Source organism: Methylomonas stagni (genome assembly GCF_050154735.1).
GTDB classification, from domain to species: domain Bacteria; phylum Pseudomonadota; class Gammaproteobacteria; order Methylococcales; family Methylomonadaceae; genus Methylomonas; species Methylomonas koyamae_A.
The window spans coordinates 4,621,387-4,640,602 of sequence record NZ_CP189557.1 but is presented as its reverse complement, the minus strand read 5'-3'; the positions used below and the strand labels follow the sequence as shown (position 1 = coordinate 4,640,602).

Annotated in this window: 14 protein-coding genes; 9 read left to right on the top strand and 5 right to left on the bottom strand. The window is 57.2% G+C overall.

What is annotated here, in order from left to right:
* Positions 1-89 precede the first annotated feature (89 nt).
* From ACP4CD_RS21220 to ACP4CD_RS21210, 3 genes are all read right to left on the bottom strand, one after another.
* On the bottom strand, positions 90-2,558 hold the full coding sequence (locus ACP4CD_RS21220) for a TonB-dependent siderophore receptor (RefSeq protein WP_426992502.1): 2,469 nt from the start codon (positions 2,556-2,558) through the stop codon (positions 90-92).
* A 281-nt stretch (positions 2,559-2,839) separates the two neighbouring features.
* A complete protein-coding gene (locus tag ACP4CD_RS21215; protein WP_426992501.1) occupies positions 2,840-3,805 on the bottom strand; it encodes a FecR domain-containing protein in 966 nt (321 codons plus the stop codon).
* A 6-nt stretch (positions 3,806-3,811) separates the two neighbouring features.
* The gene (locus ACP4CD_RS21210) at positions 3,812-4,318 is read right to left on the bottom strand and encodes a sigma-70 family RNA polymerase sigma factor (RefSeq protein WP_426992499.1); all 507 of its coding nucleotides are present in this window, start codon (positions 4,316-4,318) and stop codon (positions 3,812-3,814) included.
* Between the two features lie 570 nt (positions 4,319-4,888).
* On the opposite strand from ACP4CD_RS21210, the gene ACP4CD_RS21205 reads away from it, so the two are divergent.
* The 3 genes from ACP4CD_RS21205 (at position 4,889) to ACP4CD_RS21195 (ending at position 9,016) form a co-directional block, all read left to right on the top strand.
* Positions 4,889-7,015 carry a TonB-dependent siderophore receptor gene (locus ACP4CD_RS21205; RefSeq protein WP_426992498.1) on the top strand — a complete coding sequence of 709 codons (2,127 nt, stop codon included), beginning with the start codon at positions 4,889-4,891 and terminating at the stop codon, positions 7,013-7,015.
* A complete protein-coding gene (locus ACP4CD_RS21200; protein ID WP_426992497.1) occupies positions 6,934-7,425 on the top strand; it encodes a TonB-dependent receptor domain-containing protein in 492 nt (163 codons plus the stop codon). Before ACP4CD_RS21205 ends, ACP4CD_RS21200 begins: the two co-directional genes overlap by 82 nt.
* A gap of 313 nt (positions 7,426-7,738) precedes the next feature.
* Complete coding sequence (locus tag ACP4CD_RS21195; protein ID WP_426992496.1) at positions 7,739-9,016, top strand: PepSY-associated TM helix domain-containing protein; 1,278 nt, start codon at positions 7,739-7,741, stop codon at positions 9,014-9,016.
* A gap of 52 nt (positions 9,017-9,068) precedes the next feature.
* On the opposite strand, the gene ACP4CD_RS21190 is transcribed toward ACP4CD_RS21195, so the two are convergent.
* Both ACP4CD_RS21190 and ACP4CD_RS21185 read right to left on the bottom strand, forming a co-directional pair.
* Positions 9,069-9,350, bottom strand: coding sequence for a type II toxin-antitoxin system RelE/ParE family toxin (locus ACP4CD_RS21190; RefSeq protein ID WP_426992495.1), 282 nt, complete (start codon positions 9,348-9,350; stop codon positions 9,069-9,071).
* Positions 9,347-9,631, bottom strand: a complete 285-nt coding sequence (locus tag ACP4CD_RS21185; protein WP_071156009.1) for a type II toxin-antitoxin system Phd/YefM family antitoxin — start codon at positions 9,629-9,631, stop codon at positions 9,347-9,349. Before ACP4CD_RS21185 ends, ACP4CD_RS21190 begins: the two co-directional genes overlap by 4 nt.
* A gap of 113 nt (positions 9,632-9,744) precedes the next feature.
* On the opposite strand from ACP4CD_RS21185, the gene ACP4CD_RS21180 reads away from it, so the two are divergent.
* From ACP4CD_RS21180 to ACP4CD_RS21155, 6 genes are all read left to right on the top strand, one after another.
* The gene (locus ACP4CD_RS21180) at positions 9,745-10,473 is read left to right on the top strand and encodes an ABC transporter ATP-binding protein (RefSeq protein WP_426992494.1); all 729 of its coding nucleotides are present in this window, start codon (positions 9,745-9,747) and stop codon (positions 10,471-10,473) included.
* Positions 10,470-11,894, top strand: coding sequence for a DUF3526 domain-containing protein (locus ACP4CD_RS21175; RefSeq protein ID WP_426992493.1), 1,425 nt, complete (start codon positions 10,470-10,472; stop codon positions 11,892-11,894). Before ACP4CD_RS21180 ends, ACP4CD_RS21175 begins: the two co-directional genes overlap by 4 nt.
* Complete coding sequence (locus ACP4CD_RS21170; RefSeq protein WP_426992492.1) at positions 11,891-13,354, top strand: DUF3526 domain-containing protein; 1,464 nt, start codon at positions 11,891-11,893, stop codon at positions 13,352-13,354. The genes ACP4CD_RS21175 and ACP4CD_RS21170 overlap by 4 nt, the downstream gene beginning before the upstream one ends.
* 86 nt (positions 13,355-13,440) lie before the next feature.
* Entirely contained in the window at positions 13,441-14,478 is a 1,038-nt protein-coding gene (locus ACP4CD_RS21165; RefSeq protein ID WP_426992491.1) for an efflux RND transporter periplasmic adaptor subunit, read from the top strand.
* A gap of 2 nt (positions 14,479-14,480) precedes the next feature.
* The gene (locus ACP4CD_RS21160; protein ID WP_426992490.1) at positions 14,481-17,570 is read left to right on the top strand and encodes an efflux RND transporter permease subunit; all 3,090 of its coding nucleotides are present in this window, start codon (positions 14,481-14,483) and stop codon (positions 17,568-17,570) included.
* Entirely contained in the window at positions 17,560-19,005 is a 1,446-nt protein-coding gene (locus ACP4CD_RS21155; protein ID WP_426992489.1) for a TolC family outer membrane protein, read from the top strand. Before ACP4CD_RS21160 ends, ACP4CD_RS21155 begins: the two co-directional genes overlap by 11 nt.
* The last annotated feature ends 211 nt before the right edge of the window (positions 19,006-19,216 follow it).

The following is a 19,216-nucleotide window of genomic DNA, read 5'->3' as shown; positions in this document are numbered from 1 at the left end:
ACGCATCAACGCCAGTCGCCAAAGCGAAGGCGAGCGAGGTGTGTGGCAGCGCCGGTTTTGGGAGCACACCATCCAAAATAAAAAGGTAATTAATATTCGATACGAATAGAACCCAAAAACGTCCTCGGTGCACCGAAGTACACTTCAGCACCTCCGTTACTGCCTGCGTAAAAATATTTGTCCAGCAAATTATCAACGTTTAGCTGAGTAGTAACTTTAGTTGCGCCTACTTTCATTGCATAACTGGACATTAAATTAAGCGCGGCATAACCAGGAATTTCATACTTGTTAAGTGGATTACCTTCACGCTTACTGAGCACTGTTACACCACCTCCAAACTTGAGACCTTTTAACATACCGTCCTGAAACTCGTATGTACTGAAGACATTACCTGAGTTATGAGGTGCATTGGGTAGTCGGTGTCCTTGATTGCCTATTCCACGGTCAAAACCTACATCGCGAGTAATATTGGCAAAAAACAAATGACTATAACCTCCAATAACTCTCCACCCTGGGAGTAGTTCGCCCGAAATATCCAGTTCAAGGCCCCGACTTTCGGCAGCGCCTATAGTGGTCATTAGAAACGTATTATTCGGGTCAGTAACGGCCAAATTTTGTTTTGTCAAATCGAAATATGCCAGGGTTGCGCTAAACTTACCATTCAGTAGCTCGGTTTTTGTGCCTAGCTCCCATTGCTGCGCGGTTTGTGGCGAAAGGGTCTGGCCATTTCCATTAATTCCGTTTTGAGCTCCAAAGTTTTCTGTGTAGCTTCCATAGAGTGACAATTCTGGAATTGGTCGCCATAACAATCCGCCGCGTGGACTGACGCGATTATCATTCCCAGCGACTGAAGATGTCAGATGATCGTATTGATCCGCCTGATCGTAACGAAAACCACCTAATGCGAACACGTTATGCGGTAATTCAATTTGATCTTGCGCATATAAACCATACCATGAGGTTGTATTATCGACACCGAAAGTGATACGGTTATTTACATCAACGCCGTCAAACCCGACAGTGTTATAGACTGGATTAAATAGATTGAATGTCCCTGATATAAAACGTACATCGTATGAATCCTTAGCGTCTGTACGATAATAATCGCCACCAAATAACAAGGTATGTTTAATACCGAGCGTATTTATTTTTCCTGTCAAATTTAATGATGTAAAATAATTATCGGTGCGAGCCGATTGGTGTTCATATCCTCTGGAAACATTGCCTTGACTATCTGCAAGTCCACCTAAAAACGCTTGTCGAATTTCTGCATTAATGCCTGTGTAATAAAATCGATGCGAGACGGACCAGTTATCGTTGAAACCATGTGACCAATTGAACCCTGCCAAAATCCTGTCACCCTTATTAGAATTAAATGACGGTTCACCGGTAAATAAATTACGGTGGAGGCTAGACAAATAAGCGTGACTACCATTACGTAATGCCGTAATCCTAGCTGATCCCGGAGTTTCATCGAAACGCTGATATTCAAACTCGGTGGTGAATTGTGTGCGCTGACCAATATTCCATTTCAGCACTGGCGCCACAAAAAAGCGGTCACTATTGGCAAAATCGGTAAACGATCCAGCACCTTCATATGCGGCATTAAGCCGATACAAAAGGTTGCTATCTTTAGTAACAGGCCCTGTTGCATCAATCGTTGTCCTGTAATAATCGAACGAACCAAATTGCTGCTGTAAAGCGTAGTATGGGATATCAAGAGGTTGCTTAGTAACCATATTTACAACCCCACCCGGTTCGGCTCGTCCGAACAAAATAGAGCCGGGACCTTTTAGTACCTCAATACGCTCAAGATTCGCCGGATCGCGTTTGGTCGAATAAGCATTTCCACCATTTTGCGGATACGGTGAGCCATCCCGGTAAGAAAGAATATCGTTCCCTGTCGAAAATCCACGAATAACAAAACTGTCGCGCATCAATCCACTTGAAGCTTCTTGTACAACGCCCGCTACGTTTTGCAGAGCTTTTTCCAATCTTATAACTTGTTGGTCTTCCAGTACTTGTTTGGGTACAGCTTTAACTGAATAAGGCGTCTCCATGATCGGCGTATCGGTTTTAGTCGCAGTCGAGGCGTTGGGCAGGCTGTAGTCTGGATTGTATGGATCACTACTATCATACACCGCCTGTCCCACCACCTTCACCGCCGGCAAAGTCGATGCCCCATTGCTTCCTGTCTCGGCAACCCTAACCGCCACCGCGCCCTCCGCTGTAAACGTATAAGTCAGACCTGTGCCGACCAGGAGTTTTTTTAATGCGTCTTCGGCGGTGTACTCGCCATCCAGACCGGCCGTGGTTTTACCCTCGGTCAATTCAGCTTCCGCCGAATACAACAACCCGGAGTTGGTCGCAAACTGTCTTAACGCCTGCCCCAATGAACCGCCGCTAATGTGATAGTTATGCCTGATGCTGGCAGTATCCGTACTGGTCTGTGCATACGCCGCTGCGGATACGGTGAGTGCGGAGGCCAGCAGGATGTGTTGGATGGCCTGGTGCAATCGCGAGGGTTGTAGACCTGAACGGCTGGTGTGACTCGTCATTGACATCGGTTTTATCTCCTTTAAATAATGGTGTTGTCATTCTCCTTGCCGGTCGAGATTCAAAATCCGGAACTCAAAAATGAAAAAAATTTCAAATATTTTTTAATTCAATGATTTTGTTGTAAAAATAGATTGATATTTTTGTGGTATGCGCAAGCACTGACTGTTGAAATTTAGTTGCAGCCGACTTGCTCTGGGAAACGCTGGAGTCCATAAAGTGGCTGCAGGTGCCAGTCATGGGTCAAGTTGCGGAACGCAGTGGTCCTAGTAAAACAATCCGACTAGCGCGGTAGAATTTTTACCCAGTATGGGAATGGGCTGGATAGCTTGATCGGCAAGTTGGCCTGGAGATTTGACAGGATTTTGTCGGTATCTTTGAGTGGGAAGGAACCAAAAATGCGCAAGTCGGCAATTTCAGGCGCGCAGGTGACATAGCCTTTCCGGTAACGATTCAGTTGTAACAGAAATTCGCTGAGCGGAATGTTGTCGGCAACGATGACGCCTTGACTCCAAGCCGGTTGGTTGAGTTTTACTGAGTGAGTTGGATCAACACGGGTTGTGACAAACTGGGTTTCTTGGCCTGCTTGCAGCAGCTGCTTTGAGGCGGTTGGATCGGTGGGTTGGATTTCAACGCTATTGGCATACACAGAAACGTGGCTGTAGTCGGCTTGTTTGTTAACGCTAAAACGGGTGCCGAGCGCCCGAACCCTGCCGTCTTGGGTATCGACCACTAAAGGCCTATGCCAACCGATGTTGTCCTTGGCGGTTTCGATGTAAATCTCACCGGCCAGCAATTGTAGGCGGCGCAAATCCATGCTGAATTCAACGTTCAACGCGCTGCCGCTATCCAGCATGACTTTTGAGCCATCCTCCAAAGCAATGGTTTTGGTTTCTCCTTGCGCGATATGATAATCCGCCGTCCATGCCTGCCAGTAGCGGCTACGGGAAAATTGCCAACTGGATAATCCCACCGCGCCTAACAGTACCAGGTTCTTGATGGCGCGCCGGCGCTGTAAATCAGGCGCTGTGAGTGCAACTAAAGCGGCTTTGGGTGGGAGTGATTTGAGTCGATCTGCATGGAACTCCACTCTGGCCCAAGCGGTTTGGTGGTCGGGGTGTTCAGTCAGCCAGATTTCCCATTCTGCTTGCTCAGTCGGGTGTGCCTGCCCTTTACGCAGGATCGCATACCATTCGGCAGCCTGAGCCAGGATTTGCGGGTCGATAGTAACGCGGCGTTGATTTTGCATGTTGCGTTAAATTTCGGCGCACAAGCATTGCAACATGGCTTGCGCGACATATTTTCTGACCATGCGGTCGCTGACTCCCAATTTTTGGGCAATTTCGGCATCCGTGAGATCTTCAAAGTGCGCCAAGAAGAATGCCTGGCGGACTTTTGCCGGAAGTTGATTCAGTAATTCATCGATTTCCCGCAACACTTCGAGAATGATGACATTTTCTTCGGGCGAAATGACAAACTCATTCGGATAGGCCGCAAGTCGCTCCAGGTAAGCTTGTTCTATGTCGCTTCGTCGCCAGTGGTCGATCAGCAAACCTTTTGCGATCGTTGTCAGGAAAGCGCGAGGCTCTTTCAGGTTGGGAGCTTGTTTTGATGCAATGACGCGCACAAAAGTATCATGCGCATGGTCTTCTGCTTGCAAGCGGCAGGAGACTTTGCGCTCTATCCAATGTAAAAGCCAATCATGGTGATCTGAATATAATTGGCTGATGATGTGATTGTCAGTTAATCCTTTTGATGTCATGCATTACATGGTCGAAACAAAAATTAATTAAACCCCTTAACTAGGCAATTTTTGCGCCTTTTCTTGAAATGGCGCCTTTTGTTTTTGCGCTTATCAGTTTTTTCTGCATATACAATTGGTTATGAAGCGCTTGACTAAGAGCGAATTCCTTGGGTAACTGATTCAGCTAGACGCAATTACGCAATGATCGCGGGATTTAACACAAACAATATGCGTTAAATGACATTGTTTAATTTATTAAAATGCGTCATCTTGTCTTTTGATACATCAAAAAAGTAACTGCAACAATGCTCTTTTGCGTGGCTAAATTTGGAAATAACGGAGCCCCGTTAAATATGCGCACAACTCTCCGATTAATAACTCGCCCATTGAACGAAAATAACTTAGTCGGCCAACATTAGCGTCCTATGCGATTTATTAAAAAATTTCCTCAGCCCCTCTTATTCAAAGAGGAACTGATCGCTGAAGAGTTACTTTTTTCACGCTTATAGGTAGGGTAAGCAGCGGCTTCGTTTGGCTTAGTGCGCATAGGGATCGAAAACAGTGTCCCGGTCTACAAGGAGATCGCCCATGCCGAACCACCACCGCCGGTCAAATCATCAGCCTTCCGCTCGCGGCAAGTCCAAAACAATGCGCTGGGCGCTGGCGACGGCCCTGGCCGGCTTGCAGTTGGCTAGCGCCCAGGCGGTGGAAGCCGACTTGGATTTGCATCTGCCGGCGCAACCCTTGGCGGCGGCTTTGGAAGCTTACTCGCGCGCTACCGGCTTGCAACTGATCTTCCGCCCGGAAAGCGTGGCCGGCCTGAGCAGCCCGGCCCTCGACGGCCGCTACAGCCGAGCGGACGCCCTCCGGCATCTGCTGAAAGGCACCGCCTTGAACGTGCAAACGGTTGACGACCATACCTTGGCCATCAAACCGAGCCAGCAAAATCCGGACAATATCGAAAAGCCCGACGCGGCGGCCACCTTGCCGGCCGTCAAGGTGGTCGGCCAAGCCGCCTACGACGCCACCGATCCCTACAATCCGGATTACGCGTTGCCGAACGCCAGTTCCGGCACCAAAACCGATACGCCGATCATGGAAACGCCGCTGAACGTACAGGTGATTTCCAAGCAAGTCTTGAAGGACCAGCAAGTGATACGCCTCGATCAGGCCTTGAAGAACATCAGCGGCGTCAGCGTCGCCAACGGCAACAACAATGCCGCCGGCCCCAGCAACGCCGAGCAATACACGCTGCGCGGCTTCGCGACCAGCACCTTGTTCCGCAACGGTTTTCGGATGGATGCGGGCAGCACTTGGTACGGCAACGGTCAACAAATGGCCAACGTGGAAAGCGTGGAAGTCCTGAAAGGGCCGGCCGCGATTCTGTTCGGCCGGGTCGAGCCGGGCGGGATGATCAACGTCATCACCAAAAAACCCAGAGCCACGCCCTACTACGCGATCAACCAGCAGTTCGGCTCCTACGATTTGTTTCGCACCAGCGTCGATGCGACCGGCGCGATCAACTCCGACGCGAGTTTGCTATACCGGGTCAACGCCTCGTTTCAAAGCAATCATTCCTACCGCGATCTGGTCGAAAGCGACGACAAATTCATCGCGCCGGTCATCCAGTGGCAAATCGGCGCCAAAACCCAAGCGACCCTGGAAATGGAGTATCAGCATAAGCGGGCCAGCGAGGATTTCATGATTTTGCCGACCGACGGCAACAACCGGTTTATCGACCTACCCCACCAGCGCAACCTCGGCGAAAAAAACCTGGCCACGACCGACGGCTACTTCGCCGGCTTCAACTGGACGCATCAGTTCAACGAAGATTGGAGCATCAAGCATCAAGTCAACTTCCGGCGCCGCGAGGTGCGGCAAGGCCCCAGCACCTTGCCGATTTTCTTGGCGGGCAACACCTTGAGCCGGGTGGTTTACGGAATCAATCCGGAAACCAACGACACCTTGGCCAATATTCTGGACCTGACCGGCCATTTCACGACCGGTGCGTTGAAACACACCTTGCTAGTCGGCGGCGACCACTACGCCACCGATTATTTTCAGGACCTGACCTTCGGCGGCATCGGTTTCACGCTGTCCGATATCGACATCAACCGGCCCGCCCATCCCGGTCCGGGCTTAGTATTGGACCCCAGCTTGCGCCAGCTTTTCGCCCAAAAAACCGACAATTTCGGTGCCTATCTTCAGGACCAAATCGAGCTTCCGCACAACATTCACCTGCTGGGCGGGTTTCGCTACCAATATGTGCATTCGAAAATATTTCGCGGCGGCGCGGACGGCGTACTGCGGCCGGACGCATTCGGCCTGCCGCAAACCGACGACGACGTGACCCCTCGCGTCGCGGTACTGTGGCAACCCGCCGCGTCGCTCAGCGTCTACGGCAATTACGTCGAGAATTTCGGCGCCAATACCGGGCGGTTTTCGTTTGTGGAAGGCGCGGCCTTCGGCAAGGCCTTGGCGCCGGAAACCGCCCAACAATGGGAGCTGGGCGCAAAATCCGAGCTGTTCGACGGCCGTCTGCGCCTGTCCTTGGCCTATTACGATTTGACCAAACAAAACGTCGCCACACTGGACGTCGCCCGCGGCGCGCTTGCGGCAACAATTTTTGTTATTTGTCGGTCGGCGAAGTCAATAGCAGCGGACCGGAGCTGGACATACAAGGCGAAATTCTGCCCGGATGGAACGCGATCCTGACCTACGCCCACCAAGACGTGCGTGTCACCAAAAGTTCGGACACCTCCGGCCAGATCAAAGTCGGCAACCGCTTGCAGTTTGTGCCGGAAAATACCGCCAGCGCCTGGACTACCTACGAAATCCAACAGGGGCCGGCCAAGGGCTTGAAATTCGGCGGCGGCGTAAGCTTGCGCGATTATGTCGTGAATGCCAACAACCAAACCCGTTCGGTCGGCAATACCTTGGTCGGCCTGATGACCGGCTACAGTTTCAAAGTCGGCAAATCGAAAGTGACGGCGCAACTGAACGTCGATAATTTGCTGGACCAACGCTATTTCACCGACGCGTCGCCGGTGACCGACTCCGGTTACGGCTATGTCAGCTTCAGCAACCCGCGCAGTTTCATCGGCTCGCTCAACGTCGAGTATTGACGGCCCTCGTTGCCGATTCTCCCTGCCGTGTTGGCGGGTTTTCCGTTCGGCCGCGCCTGAAGAACGCTGCCAAGGATTAACGGGGCTTTCGAGGCGAAGTTGCTTTATCGAGCATGAAAAGTCGTAGCGCAAAGTACGGGTACACGCGTATCCGAAGGGGTTCTCGGTCGCGGCTGAAGCCGTTGCCGGGCCCATCTGTTCCTGCGTCGCGATAATGACCGTTAAGTCGCTAGATGCGATAAATCGCAAATTTCTGTCTGGATTTAACGCCGAGATTCGTCTTATGGATTAAACGACCTTTAACAAACTTTATATGACGCGACACTTCTGGGTTTTGGTACACCGTTACGCCGGCTTGTACATGGCGTTCTTTTTGACCGTGGCCGGGCTGACCGGTTGCGTGCTGGCCTTTTACCACGAATTGGACGACTGGCTGAATTCCGACCTGTCTCGGGTGGAACTTCGCGACCAGGCGATGCTGGACGAGTTCGTGCTGCGCGACCAAGCCTTGGCGCTGGAACCGCATGCGTACATCAACCAACTGATGTTAAGCCGGGAATCCAACCGGGTTTTCGAAGCGGGGTTGACGCCGCGCACCGATCCGGCCACCGGCAAACCCCACGAGCTGGCTTATCAAAGCCTGCGCTTGCATCCCTACACCGGCGAACTGCTCGGTTACGGCAAGGACGAAGGCTTATGGCCGCTGACCCGCCGCAACATCCTCCGAGTGATCTACAGCTTGCACTATTCGTTGGCCTTGGACGAGGTCGGCGTGTGGTTGTTCGGCATCGCCGCGCTGATCTGGACCGTCGATTGCTTTGTCGCGTTTTACCTGACCTTTCCGGTGCGGCGTAAATCCCCTCACCCTAACCCTCTCCCTGAAGGAGAGGGAACAACTTCGCGCGGCTTTTGGTCGCGTTGGGCGATTGCGTGGAAAATCAAATGGCCGGCCTCGGCCTTTCGGCTGAATTTTGACTTGCACCGGGCCGGCGGTTTGTGGACCTGGCTGATGCTGTTCGTGTTCGCCTGGTCGTCGGTTGGCTTCAATTTGAGCGAAACCGTCTACCAACCGGTGATGGCCGCGCTATTCGACATGCCGGATTTACGGCAATTTCCGGTCCCGAATCTGCCGGAACCGCGCCCGGAACCGCGCATAGCCTGGCGTGAGGCGCACGTGATCGGCCGGCGTTTGATGGCCGAACAAGCCCAAGCGGCGCACGTGCGGGTGTTGGCGGAAGAAGCGCTGGCCTATCAACCGGAGAAGGGCATGTTTTTGTACGTGGTAAAAAGCGACCGCGACCTCAGCCCGGACCACGCCGGCACCGCGATCTGGTTCGACGGCGACAGCGGCCGGTTTGGCGGTCTACTGTTACCGACCGGCGAAAACCTCGGCTTGACCTTGAGTATGTGGCTGTTTGCGTTGCACATGGCAAAAGTCTGGGGACTGCCGTTCCAAATCTTCGTTTGCGCAATGGGTTTGGTGGTCGCGATGCTATCGGTCACCGGCGTCTATATCTGGCTGAAAAAGCGGAGCGCTCTGCGGTCGTCCAAAGCCAGACAAGCCAACATCGCCGGGCGTGTCGATGCTTAAGTGTTTCGCCGTCTCCATCGAAGAAACTACCGAGCGAATGCAGCCAGGGAGTTTAGAGCTTAAGCGCGCGATGCCCTTCGAATACAGTCAATACCGATATGCCGTCGTCTTCGACGCGATAGACGATTCGATAGTGCTCGACAAACACTTCTCGAATATCGGCTTGGCCCAGCTCCGGCACAATCCGGCCAATCAATGCCGAGTGAGCGGCATCTCGGGCACGCTTTCGGAGTTTGTCCACCCACTGCTTGGCGTTTTGGGGATTGGCACGCGCGATATACCAGTAGATCTCGGCCAGATCGTCCGTGGATCGATCGCTCCAGCGCAACTTCACAATTTGGCAATTTTATGTTCCAGAACTTCCGCCAGTTGCTCGTCCTCTATGACCCGTCCCGCCTGAATGTCATCCAAACCTTGCCTCACGGCGGAGACAAATCGGGCTTGGCTATTAAGCCGGTCGAATTCGCTAGGCGACAGTACCACGGCGGCCGGCTTGCCGTTCTGGGTAATGACGATGGAACGGTTACTGGAATTAATGCTTTTAATCAATGCGGAAGCCTGCGTCTTGAACTGCCCCAGCGGCAATATATCTTCGGAAACTTGTATGGTTGACATAACGATAAACGCTCGAAACGGATCGAAATTAAGCGTCGAATATAGGTTTTATATCTCCGGGAAGCAAGGCCTTTCGCGGCAGTCTTTTTTCATTGCCAAGGCGCCACACTCCGATGATAGAAGCCCGAGAACTGACTAAACACTATGGCGCGATCCGAGCCCTGGACGCGTTGAATCTGCAAGTCGCCCCCGGCGAAATCTTTTGTTTGCTCGGCGCCAACGGTGCCGGCAAAACCACGACGATTCATCTGTTTCTGGACTTTATCAAGCCCAGCGCCGGCGTGGCCAGGATAGCCGGCCTGGACGTCAACCAAAACCCCGATCGGGTTCGGCAACGGGTCGCCTATTTGCCGGAGAACGTCGCGCTGTATCCCAGACTCTCGGGCCTGGAAAATTTGGACTATTTCAGCCGCTTGTCGGGCCATCGCTATGACAAAACGCGTTTGCGCGACTTTCTGTGCCGGGCCGGCTTGCCGGACGAAGCCGTCGAACGTCCGGTCGCCGCTTACTCGAAAGGCATGCGCCAGAAAGTCGGCATTGCGATGGCTTGCGCCAAAGAAGCCCAGGTTTTATTGCTGGACGAACCGACCTCGGGCCTGGACCCGCAAGCCGCCTACGAGTTTTCCAACTTGCTGGTCAAACTGGCGAACGCCGGCGTAGCGATCTTGATGGCGACCCACGATTTGTTTCGCGTCAAGGAAACCGGTCACCGGGCCGGCATCATGAAGGCCGGTCAACTGTTGACGGTTCTGAAAACCGCCGACACCAGCGCCGCCGATTTGGAACGGATTTATCTGGACTATATGCGGGCCGGTTTGCGCGCTGCGGAGCCCATCTCATGATTGCCGTCATCGCCGAAAAAGAGTTCACCGAATGCCGCCGCGACGGCCGCTTCAAGCTGGCGGCATCGTTGATGCTGGCCTTGATGATCGCCGCCAGCGGATTTGGTTGGCGCAACTACCTGGATTTGCTAAATCAAGCCGACATCGCCGCCGAGCACGACTATCGGCGTTTCGGCCAACAAGACCCCAAACACCCGCACGACGCCGCTCATTACGGGGTGTACGCATTCAAGACGCCGCGGCCGCTGACCATTGTCGATGGCGGGATCGAGCCGTACGTCGGCGCCTCGATCCTGAATGGTGCCCACATCCAAGGCGAAGTGGAATATCCGCCGGCCCAGGACATGAGCGCGCTGCAGCGCTTCGGCGACTTGAACCCGGCCAATGCCGCCCAAACCCTGCTGCCGCTGTTGGTGATACTGCTCGGTTTTTCGGCTTTCGCCGGCGAACGCGAGCAAGGCACCTTGCGACAATTGCTGAGCCTCGGACTGCGGCCTTCGTTGCTGCTGTGGGGCAAGGCGGCCGGCATCGCGCGGGCGCTATTGCCAATACTGTTGCCGCTTGCCGGATTCGGTATCGCCACTGCCGGCTATCTAGCGCCGGCCGAATCGCGCGGCGACGAACTGGCCCGCGCCGGTTTACTGGTGGTGTTGTACGGACTGTATCTGACTCTGCTGTTGTTTCTGACACTCGGCGTGTCCGCCTGTTGCCGCTCGGCGCGAACCGCGCTGGCGGTGCTATTGGTGTTCTGGGGCGTCACGGTGTTCGCGCTTCCTCGCATGTTGCTGGATGTCGGCGGCTACGTTTATCCGGTCCCGTCCACTCATCGGTTTTGGGTCAATTTCATGACCGATCTGAGCCAATCCTGGGAAAGCGCCGAACAGACCTTGCAAAAGCAGTTGCTCGCCAAGTACCGGGTCGAGCGCGTTGAGGAGCTGCCCTTCGATTACACGGGCCGGAGTATGCAAGTCGGCGAGGAAGCGGCCTGGGCGGTGTGCGAACGTTACGACCGCCAACGCTACGATATTTACGCCCGGCAAAACCGCTTACTGGAGTGGGGCACGCTGATCGCGCCGAGCGCCGGCGTCTCGCTGCTATCGATGGCCCTGGCCGGCAACGATCCGGCGCAGCATCAAGCTTTTACCCGGCAAGTCGAACACTATCGTCGCCACTTGAACCGCCTCCTCAACGATTACGTCTCCAGCCATCAAACTCGGAATGCCAACGGTTGGGACAGCACGTTAATCAAAGCCGACGCGAGCTTCTTCCAACGCGTTCCGGCGTTTCGTTATCGGCCGCCCGATTGGCGGGAAGCACTAAGCCCCTATCCCAGAGCCATCGCTTTATTGCTAATTTGGACGGCCGCGGCGGTAACGTTTGCCCGTTACGCGGTTTCCCGTTTGTCGGGGGCATCGGCATGAAGGGCTGGAGCTTATGCCGCATCGAGTGCCGGCAACTGCGTCACGACCGGGTGTTTTGGGTGACTAGCTTGCTGTGCGCGGCGGCCTTGCTGTTCGGTTTCAACAACGGCAGGCAATGGCAAACCGGCCAGGATGCCTTGATCGCCGAATACGCCCAACAGAGCCGCCAAGATTTCGAGGAATTGTTGAACATGGCCAAGGAGCTGCGCGCTAAAAACCAGCCGCCGGCCCAAACCGTCGCGGAGCGGGAACGCGATCCGCGCTACGCGCTGACCCTGGGCGGCATGGCGCAACATATCTGCCGGCAAAACGGTGACTTGGCGGCGCTGACCGTCGGCCAAACCGATCTGTACAACGCCTGTATCCTGGTCAACGCGTGGGAAGTCGGCGGCGCTTACGACGAGCGCTTACATCGCACGCTGGAAAACCCGTTGCGCTTGCTGCTCGGCCGCTTCGACGCCACGTTTGCGATCCTTACGCTATTGCCGATCGCGATTTTGCTGCTGACTTACAACCAATTGTCCGCCGAACGCGAGCTCGGCACGCTGGCCCTGCTCGGCTGCCAACCGGTTCCGCCGCGACGCATCATAGCCGCCCGCTTCGCTGTCAGATCCGCATGCTTCGTCGCGTTGACGCTGCTCCCGTTGAGTCTGGCGCTGTGGCTGGCAGCACCGCCCGCCGACGCGCCAAGCTTTGTCGCGGCTTGGGGCGGTTGGTTGCTGGTCAGTACGGCGTATCTACTTTTTTGGTTTGCCTGCGCCTTTTGGGTCAATTCGCGCGGTCAGAGCAGCGCCGAGAACGGTCTGCTATTGGCGGGACTGTGGCTGTCCTTGGTGGTCGTGTTGCCGGGCTGCCTGAATCTAGGTTTGAAACAGTGGTACCCGCTACCCTCGCGGATGGCCTTCATCGACGCCAGCCGCGAAGCCACTATTGAAGTCGGCAAGCGTAAGAGCGCATTGCTGGGCAAATACTTGATCGATCATCCCGAGCGAGTGCCGCCATCCTCGAGTGTCAACGCCGACGACTTCATCCAGACCCGCATCGCGTTGGACGAGGAAACCCAACGGGTACTGGCACCCGGCCGGGCCGAGTTCGCGGCCCAGCAAGGCCATCAACGCGAACTGGTCGAACGACTAGGCTTTTTGTCGCCGGCCATCGTCTATCAGCACACGGTTCAGCAACTGACCGGGCAGGGCCAGGACTACCAGCAGGCCTTTCTGGAAGCGGTCGCCGACTATCACCAACGACTGCGGGCTTTTTATTTTCCGAAATTTGTTCAGGACGGGCCGGAATTCAACGATTACCAGGCCATTCCGCAATTCCGGCACCCGGCGCCGGCCGATGCGTTTCGACGCTCCAATCTGCCGCTGGCTTGCGTAGGCGTGGGCTTGCCAAGCTTGCTGTTGGTCGTTGCCGGCTGGCGGAACATGCGCCGAATCCGTTTTAAAGTCGGCGCATGATGGGCATGACCGTTTTCCCGACTCCCAACCAACCACTCCGGCGCGCGGCGCACGCTAAGGCAACGGCCCGCGCATCCAGGTTTACATTGGAAAAGCCGATTGCCGCCTGGTTGGCGGCGTCGTGGTTAACGCTATCGGCTGCCGCATGGGCGGACGATCCGGTTGCCGTGCGGGTCGCGCCGCTCGCCCAAGTCGCGATTTACCCGGAATCCGCCGCGCCGGCGCTGGTCGTCAGTTTGAATCACTCGCCGATCGCGGCCGAAATCGACGCCTCGGTCGTCGAGCTGCCGGTCAGGGTCGGCGACGCGGTCAAGCTCGGCACGGCCCTGGCGCAACTGGCCTGCCGAGACTTCGAATTGGAACGCGCGCGTTTGCAGGGTGAGCGGTTAGCCGCCCAGGCCAAGCTGGAACTGTCGCAATGGCAGCTCAAGCAAGCGGAAACCCTGGCCCAACAGCAAACCCTACCCGAAGAGCAAGTCCAGGAAAAACGCGCGCAATTGGCGGTCTTGCGCGGCGATCTGGCCGCGAATAGCGCCCGTCTGGAAACCACCGACCAACAAATCAAGCACTGCACCGTGAAAGCGCCGTTTGCCGGGGTGGTGACCGAACGCTTGATCGCGGTCGGCCAATTCGCCGCGCGAGGCACGCCGTTGGTACGCCTGCTCGACACCGGCCGGCCGGAAGTGTCGGCGCAAATCCCCGATCAGGAAACCCAGGCCTTGCGGCAGGCCAGCGACTTGAACTTTGAACACAACGGCAACCGCTATCCGTTGAAGTTGCGCAGCGTTTTACCGGCCATCCGCACCGAAACCGGCACGCACGATGCCCGGCTGGATTTTGCGGCCGCCACCGCCGAGGCCGGCAGCGCCGGCCGCGTGCTATGGCGGGACAAACTGATGCACGTCCCGGCCGAATTCGTCGTCAAGCGCGGCGAACAATTGGGCGTGTTTCTGAACCTGCAGGGGATTGCCCGTTTTCACGCCTTGCCGGCCGCGCAAAGCGGCCGGCCGGCGGCCATCGCGTTACCGGGCGACAGCCAGCTCATCGTCACCGGTCAATTCGCGCTGCGAGACGGCGCCGCGATCACGGTCGAAGCAGCGCCCGCCGCCAAGAGCAAGCCTTGAACATGCGGCTGGATTCGCTGTACCGCAACCACGTCCTCGCCAATCTCAGCTATTTGATGGTGCTGATTCTGGGGGTCTTGGCCTATCCGCAACTCCCCAAGGAAAAAGCGCCGGATACGCCGGCCCACACCGCCAGCATCTCGGTGGCCATGCCCGGCGCCGGCGCCGAGGATGTCGAGCGCTTGATCGTCGATCCTATCGAACGCACGCTGCGCGGCAAAATCCGCGACATCAAGCACGTCAGCAGCAATGCCCAAACCGGTATCGCAACGATCACGGTTAGCTTCGAGGAACTCGATAAACCGGTCTACGAACGCCGGATGATGGAGCTGCGGCGCGAATTGCAGACCTTGGCGCAATCGGAATTGCCGAAGTCGGCCGCGCTGCCGGAGATTTTCGAAGGCAATTTGGGTTCGGATTGGTTCAAGATTTTGGTGTACGGCCCCGGCGAAGACGAAAACTTTCGCCGCCAGGCCCGCCAAGTCAAACTCGATTTGCAACGCCTACCCGGCGTGGCGAAGGTCGAGACCAAAGGCTTGGAAGATCCGGAGCTGCAGGTGGTGTTTCATCCGGAACGCCTGGCCGGCCTGGGCATCAGCCCCACCGCCCTGGCCGATACGGTCAGCGCGTACTTCCGAGACATCGCCGCCGGCGTCGTCAAGGTTGACGAACGCGAGTGGCTGCTGCGCCTGACCGGCACCGAGGACGCGGCAAGCCGGCTGGCACAGTTGCCTATCCTCGGCGCCAAGGGTGAAGTCAGGCTGGGCGATTTGGCCGACATCAGCCGCGCCAGCAAAGCCGTGAAACTGGGCGCGCGGTTTCGCGGCCAACCGGCGGTGGCGGTGATGCCTATCAAGCAAGCCGGCGCCAACACGCTGACCTTGATCGATCAACTGAAAGCCTATATCGATGCCCGCAACCGGGTCGGCGCCCATACCGGCGTGCAACTGTTTTTACTGATCGACCAGTCCGATCAAATCAGGAGCGCCATCGCCACGATGGAGGAGCACGCCTGGTCCGGCATGTTGTTGGTGTTGGCGGTGACCTGGCTGCTGTTGGGTACCCGCTTGTCGCTGCTGACCACGTTGGCGGTGCCGTTCTCGTTGGCCGGGGTCTTCATCGCGTTGCAGGTTACCGACCAATCGCTCAATCTTAGCGTGTTGCTGGGGGTCATCATCGTGCTGGGGATGTTGGTCGACGATGCGGTGGTGGTGATCGAGGCGGTCGGCCAACAGTTGCGGCGGGGTTTGCCGCCCTTGTCCGCGACGGTGGCGGCCTTGCGCGAAGTCTGGCTGCCGGTCGCCACCTCCTCGCTGACCACGATCGCCACGTTTGTGCCGCTGATGTTGATGAGCGGCTATCTGGGCATTTTGATGGGCGTGGTGCCGCAAGTGGTCTGCCTGGCCTTGCTGATCAGCATCGTCCAGGCCTTGTGGATTTTGCCGGCCCACGCCGCCGCTACCGTCAGGGCCGAAGCGCCAAATGCCGGCAAAGCCGCGACACATTGGCGAGAACGGATGCGTTTAAGCCTGCAACGCCGCTACGGCCATGCCTTGGTTTACGTGTTACGCCGCCCCATTCAGGCCTTGCTGTTGTTGCTGGCCTTCTTCACCGTGGCCGGCTCGGCCGTAGCGTTTTCCTGGGTAAAATTTAATTGGTTGCCAACGCCACCCGATTACGGCTTCGTCGTCACGCTGGAAATGGCCAGCGGCACGCCGTCGGCGAAGACCCTGGCCACCTTGGAGGAAATCGAACGGCGCATCACCCCGTTATTCGAACCGGGCGAATTACGGGCCAGCGCGGCCGAAAGCGGCGCTATCGCCAAGGAAGGCCAATATTTGTACGGCCACCAATACGGCGATTTGTGGTTCAGCTTGAACCATGGCAGTCGCAATGCCGCCGGCTTGATACCCTCGGTCAAGCCCCTGCTGACGAATCTCGACGGAGCCGTCGAGGCTTGGGTCGAGGGCGAAGGCTCGGCATTGGGCGGCGGCGTCGGCAAGGCGATTAACCTCAACATCCAAGGCGGCGCCGGCGCCCAACTGGATGCCGCCGTCGTCGAATTGAAGAGCATGCTCGCCGCGACGCCCGGCATCAGCCAAATCCGGTTGGACCGGATCGCCGGACTCAGCGAGTTGAAATTAAGGCTGAATAGCGCGGCGATTCAACGGGCCGGCCTAAGCCCGGACACCGTCTCCCGCACCCTGCAATTGCTGGCGGACGGCGAGAGCGTCGCCAGCTATACCGAGCAAGGCGAGCCGGTCGGCGTGCGGGTACGCGCGTATCAAAACGACATACGCGACATCGGCGAGCTACTGCGTTACACCGTGGCCCGCACCGACGGTTCGACCGTGCCGCTCGGCCAATTGGTCAGTGCCGAGCCGCGTATCGGCCCCGCCAGCATCAATCATATCGATTACCAACAGATGCTGACCCTGCAGGCCGATCTCGATAAAAGCCAAATGGATACGCTGGCCGCCAACGGCGAGATTCAGCGCCGTTGGGAATGGGTCAAGGATCGTTATCCGGACATCAAGGTGAGCTTCGGCGGCGAAATGGAAACCGTCGAAGAAGGCCTAAAACAGCTCTGGCAATTTTTGGTGTTGGGGCTGGGGCTGATATTCATCATCGTCGGCGCGCAATTTCAAAGCTACGGCTTGCCGCTGCTGGTGTTGCTGAAAATCCCGATGGCCTTCGCCGGCGTCATCCTGGGGCTGATGCTGTCCGGGGAAGCGGTCAGTTTGTACACCTTTTACGGCGCCGTGGCGCTGGCCGGCATCGCCGTCAACTCGGCGATCCTGATGTTCTCGGCGGCCCACGATCGCTTGCAATCCGGCATGGGCGTGGTACATGCCAGCATCTGGGCGGCGCGGCGGCGATTACTGCCGATTCTAATTACCTCGTTGACCACCACGGTCGGTCTGTTGCCGCTGGCGCTGAGCGAGGACCAGTCCACGTCCGCCTGGCGGCCGGTGGCGACCGCGATCGTCTGGGGAGTGGGCTTTTCGACGCTGTTTACCTTATTCCTGATGCCTTTGCTGTACCGCTTGGGGATGGCGGGGGCCTTGCGGGGTAAAACGCATGGCGCTTAACCGCGCGGCGCGGCCGGCGGCCGCCCCAAGCCCATCCGGCCAGCGCCATGCCAGGCCGGCTCCGCGCCGGGCTGGCTCGATCGGCTGGCTGCTGGCCGCCGCGCTAGCCGCTGTTCCGGCAAGCGCGCAAAATTTGCTGGCGGTGTATCGCGACGCTCTGCAAGACAATCCCAGTCTGGAAAAAGCCCGCGAAGGCGTGGAAGCCGTCGTCGAAAGCCAATCCCAGGCGCAAGCCGCGCTGTTTCTTCCGGAGGCCAGCTTTAGCGCCAACGTTGCGCGCGACTACCAAAATATTCGTTACGGCGGCGCGGCCGCGATCGGCTTGGGCGGTCGTAGCGAATTCATGACCGGCGCCTACAGCTTATCGATCAGCCAACCCTTGCTGCATATCGACCGCTGGGTCGCGCTGGAGCAGGCCGACAATCGGGTCGCCCAAGCCGAGGCCGACAGCAGCGCCGCCGAAATTGCGCTGATGCTGACGGTTTGCGAACGTTATTTCGACGTACTGGCCGCCGAGGAAAACCTGAAATTCGCCCAGGCCCAACAACAATCGTTGCAGCGCAAGCTCACCGAAGCCGAACAACGGCGAGCGGTCGGCTTTCTGGCGTTGACCGATGTCCAGGAGGCTAGAGCCGGCCACGACCGGGCCGTGGCCGACGCCATCGCCGCCGATCACCAACTGCGCGACGCTCACGAGGGGCTGCGGGAAACGTCCGGCCAGCACTATCCGCAATTGGACGCACTCAGCGCCGACATGCCGTTGTTGGCCCCGGAACCGGCCGACGAACAGCGCTGGGTCGAGTTGGCGCTCACCCAAAACTACGGTTTGCTAGCGCAACAAAAAGCTGTTCAGGTCGCCCAAGATGAAATCCAGCGACAGCGCGCCGGCCACCTGCCGACGCTGGATGCCAGCGGCAGCCACGGTTTTGCCACGTCCGGCGGCCGATTCGGGTCGGCGGATGTCGAGGACGACGTGATCGGCCTGAATCTGAACCTGCCGCTGTACCAGGGCGGCCGCACCGAATCCCGGACCCGCGAAGCCGAACACCGCTACCGCCAGGCGCTGGCCGATCTGGCCCAACAAAAGCGCGCGGTGCGGCGCGGCGCCAGCAATGCCTATCTGGGCGTAGTGGCGGGCATCAGCCGCGTCAAGGCATTGCAGCAAGCGCTGAAATCCGCCGAAACCGGTCTCGCCGCCACCCAGGCCGGTTTCAACGCCGGCCGGCGTACCGCGTTGGACGTCATCGTCGCCGAACGCGAATTGCTCGGCGCTCAACGCGACTACGCCCGCGCCCGTTACGACTACTTGCTTGACAGTCTGCGCCTGAAACAAGCCGTGAGCAGTCTGTCGCCGGCCGATCTGGAACAAGTGAACCGCTGGCTAATACCGGCTAAAACAAACGAGCTCGAGGATGCAGGCACGGCGCTGCCTTAGCATGTGTCGCGGGAAAAAGGCTAGGGCCAAACCTTGGTTACGTTTTCAGGACGACTGACGGGGAATCAAGGGTTGATGGCGCTGAAAGGCAGCGGTCGCATAGGCGAGACACCGGTGTCGGAACGACATCGATCGCGGCTAAAGCCGCTCCTACACCAGTGATTTTGATTTTCCGGGCGACCCGTTTGCCGATCGCCAGGCTAGGGGCATT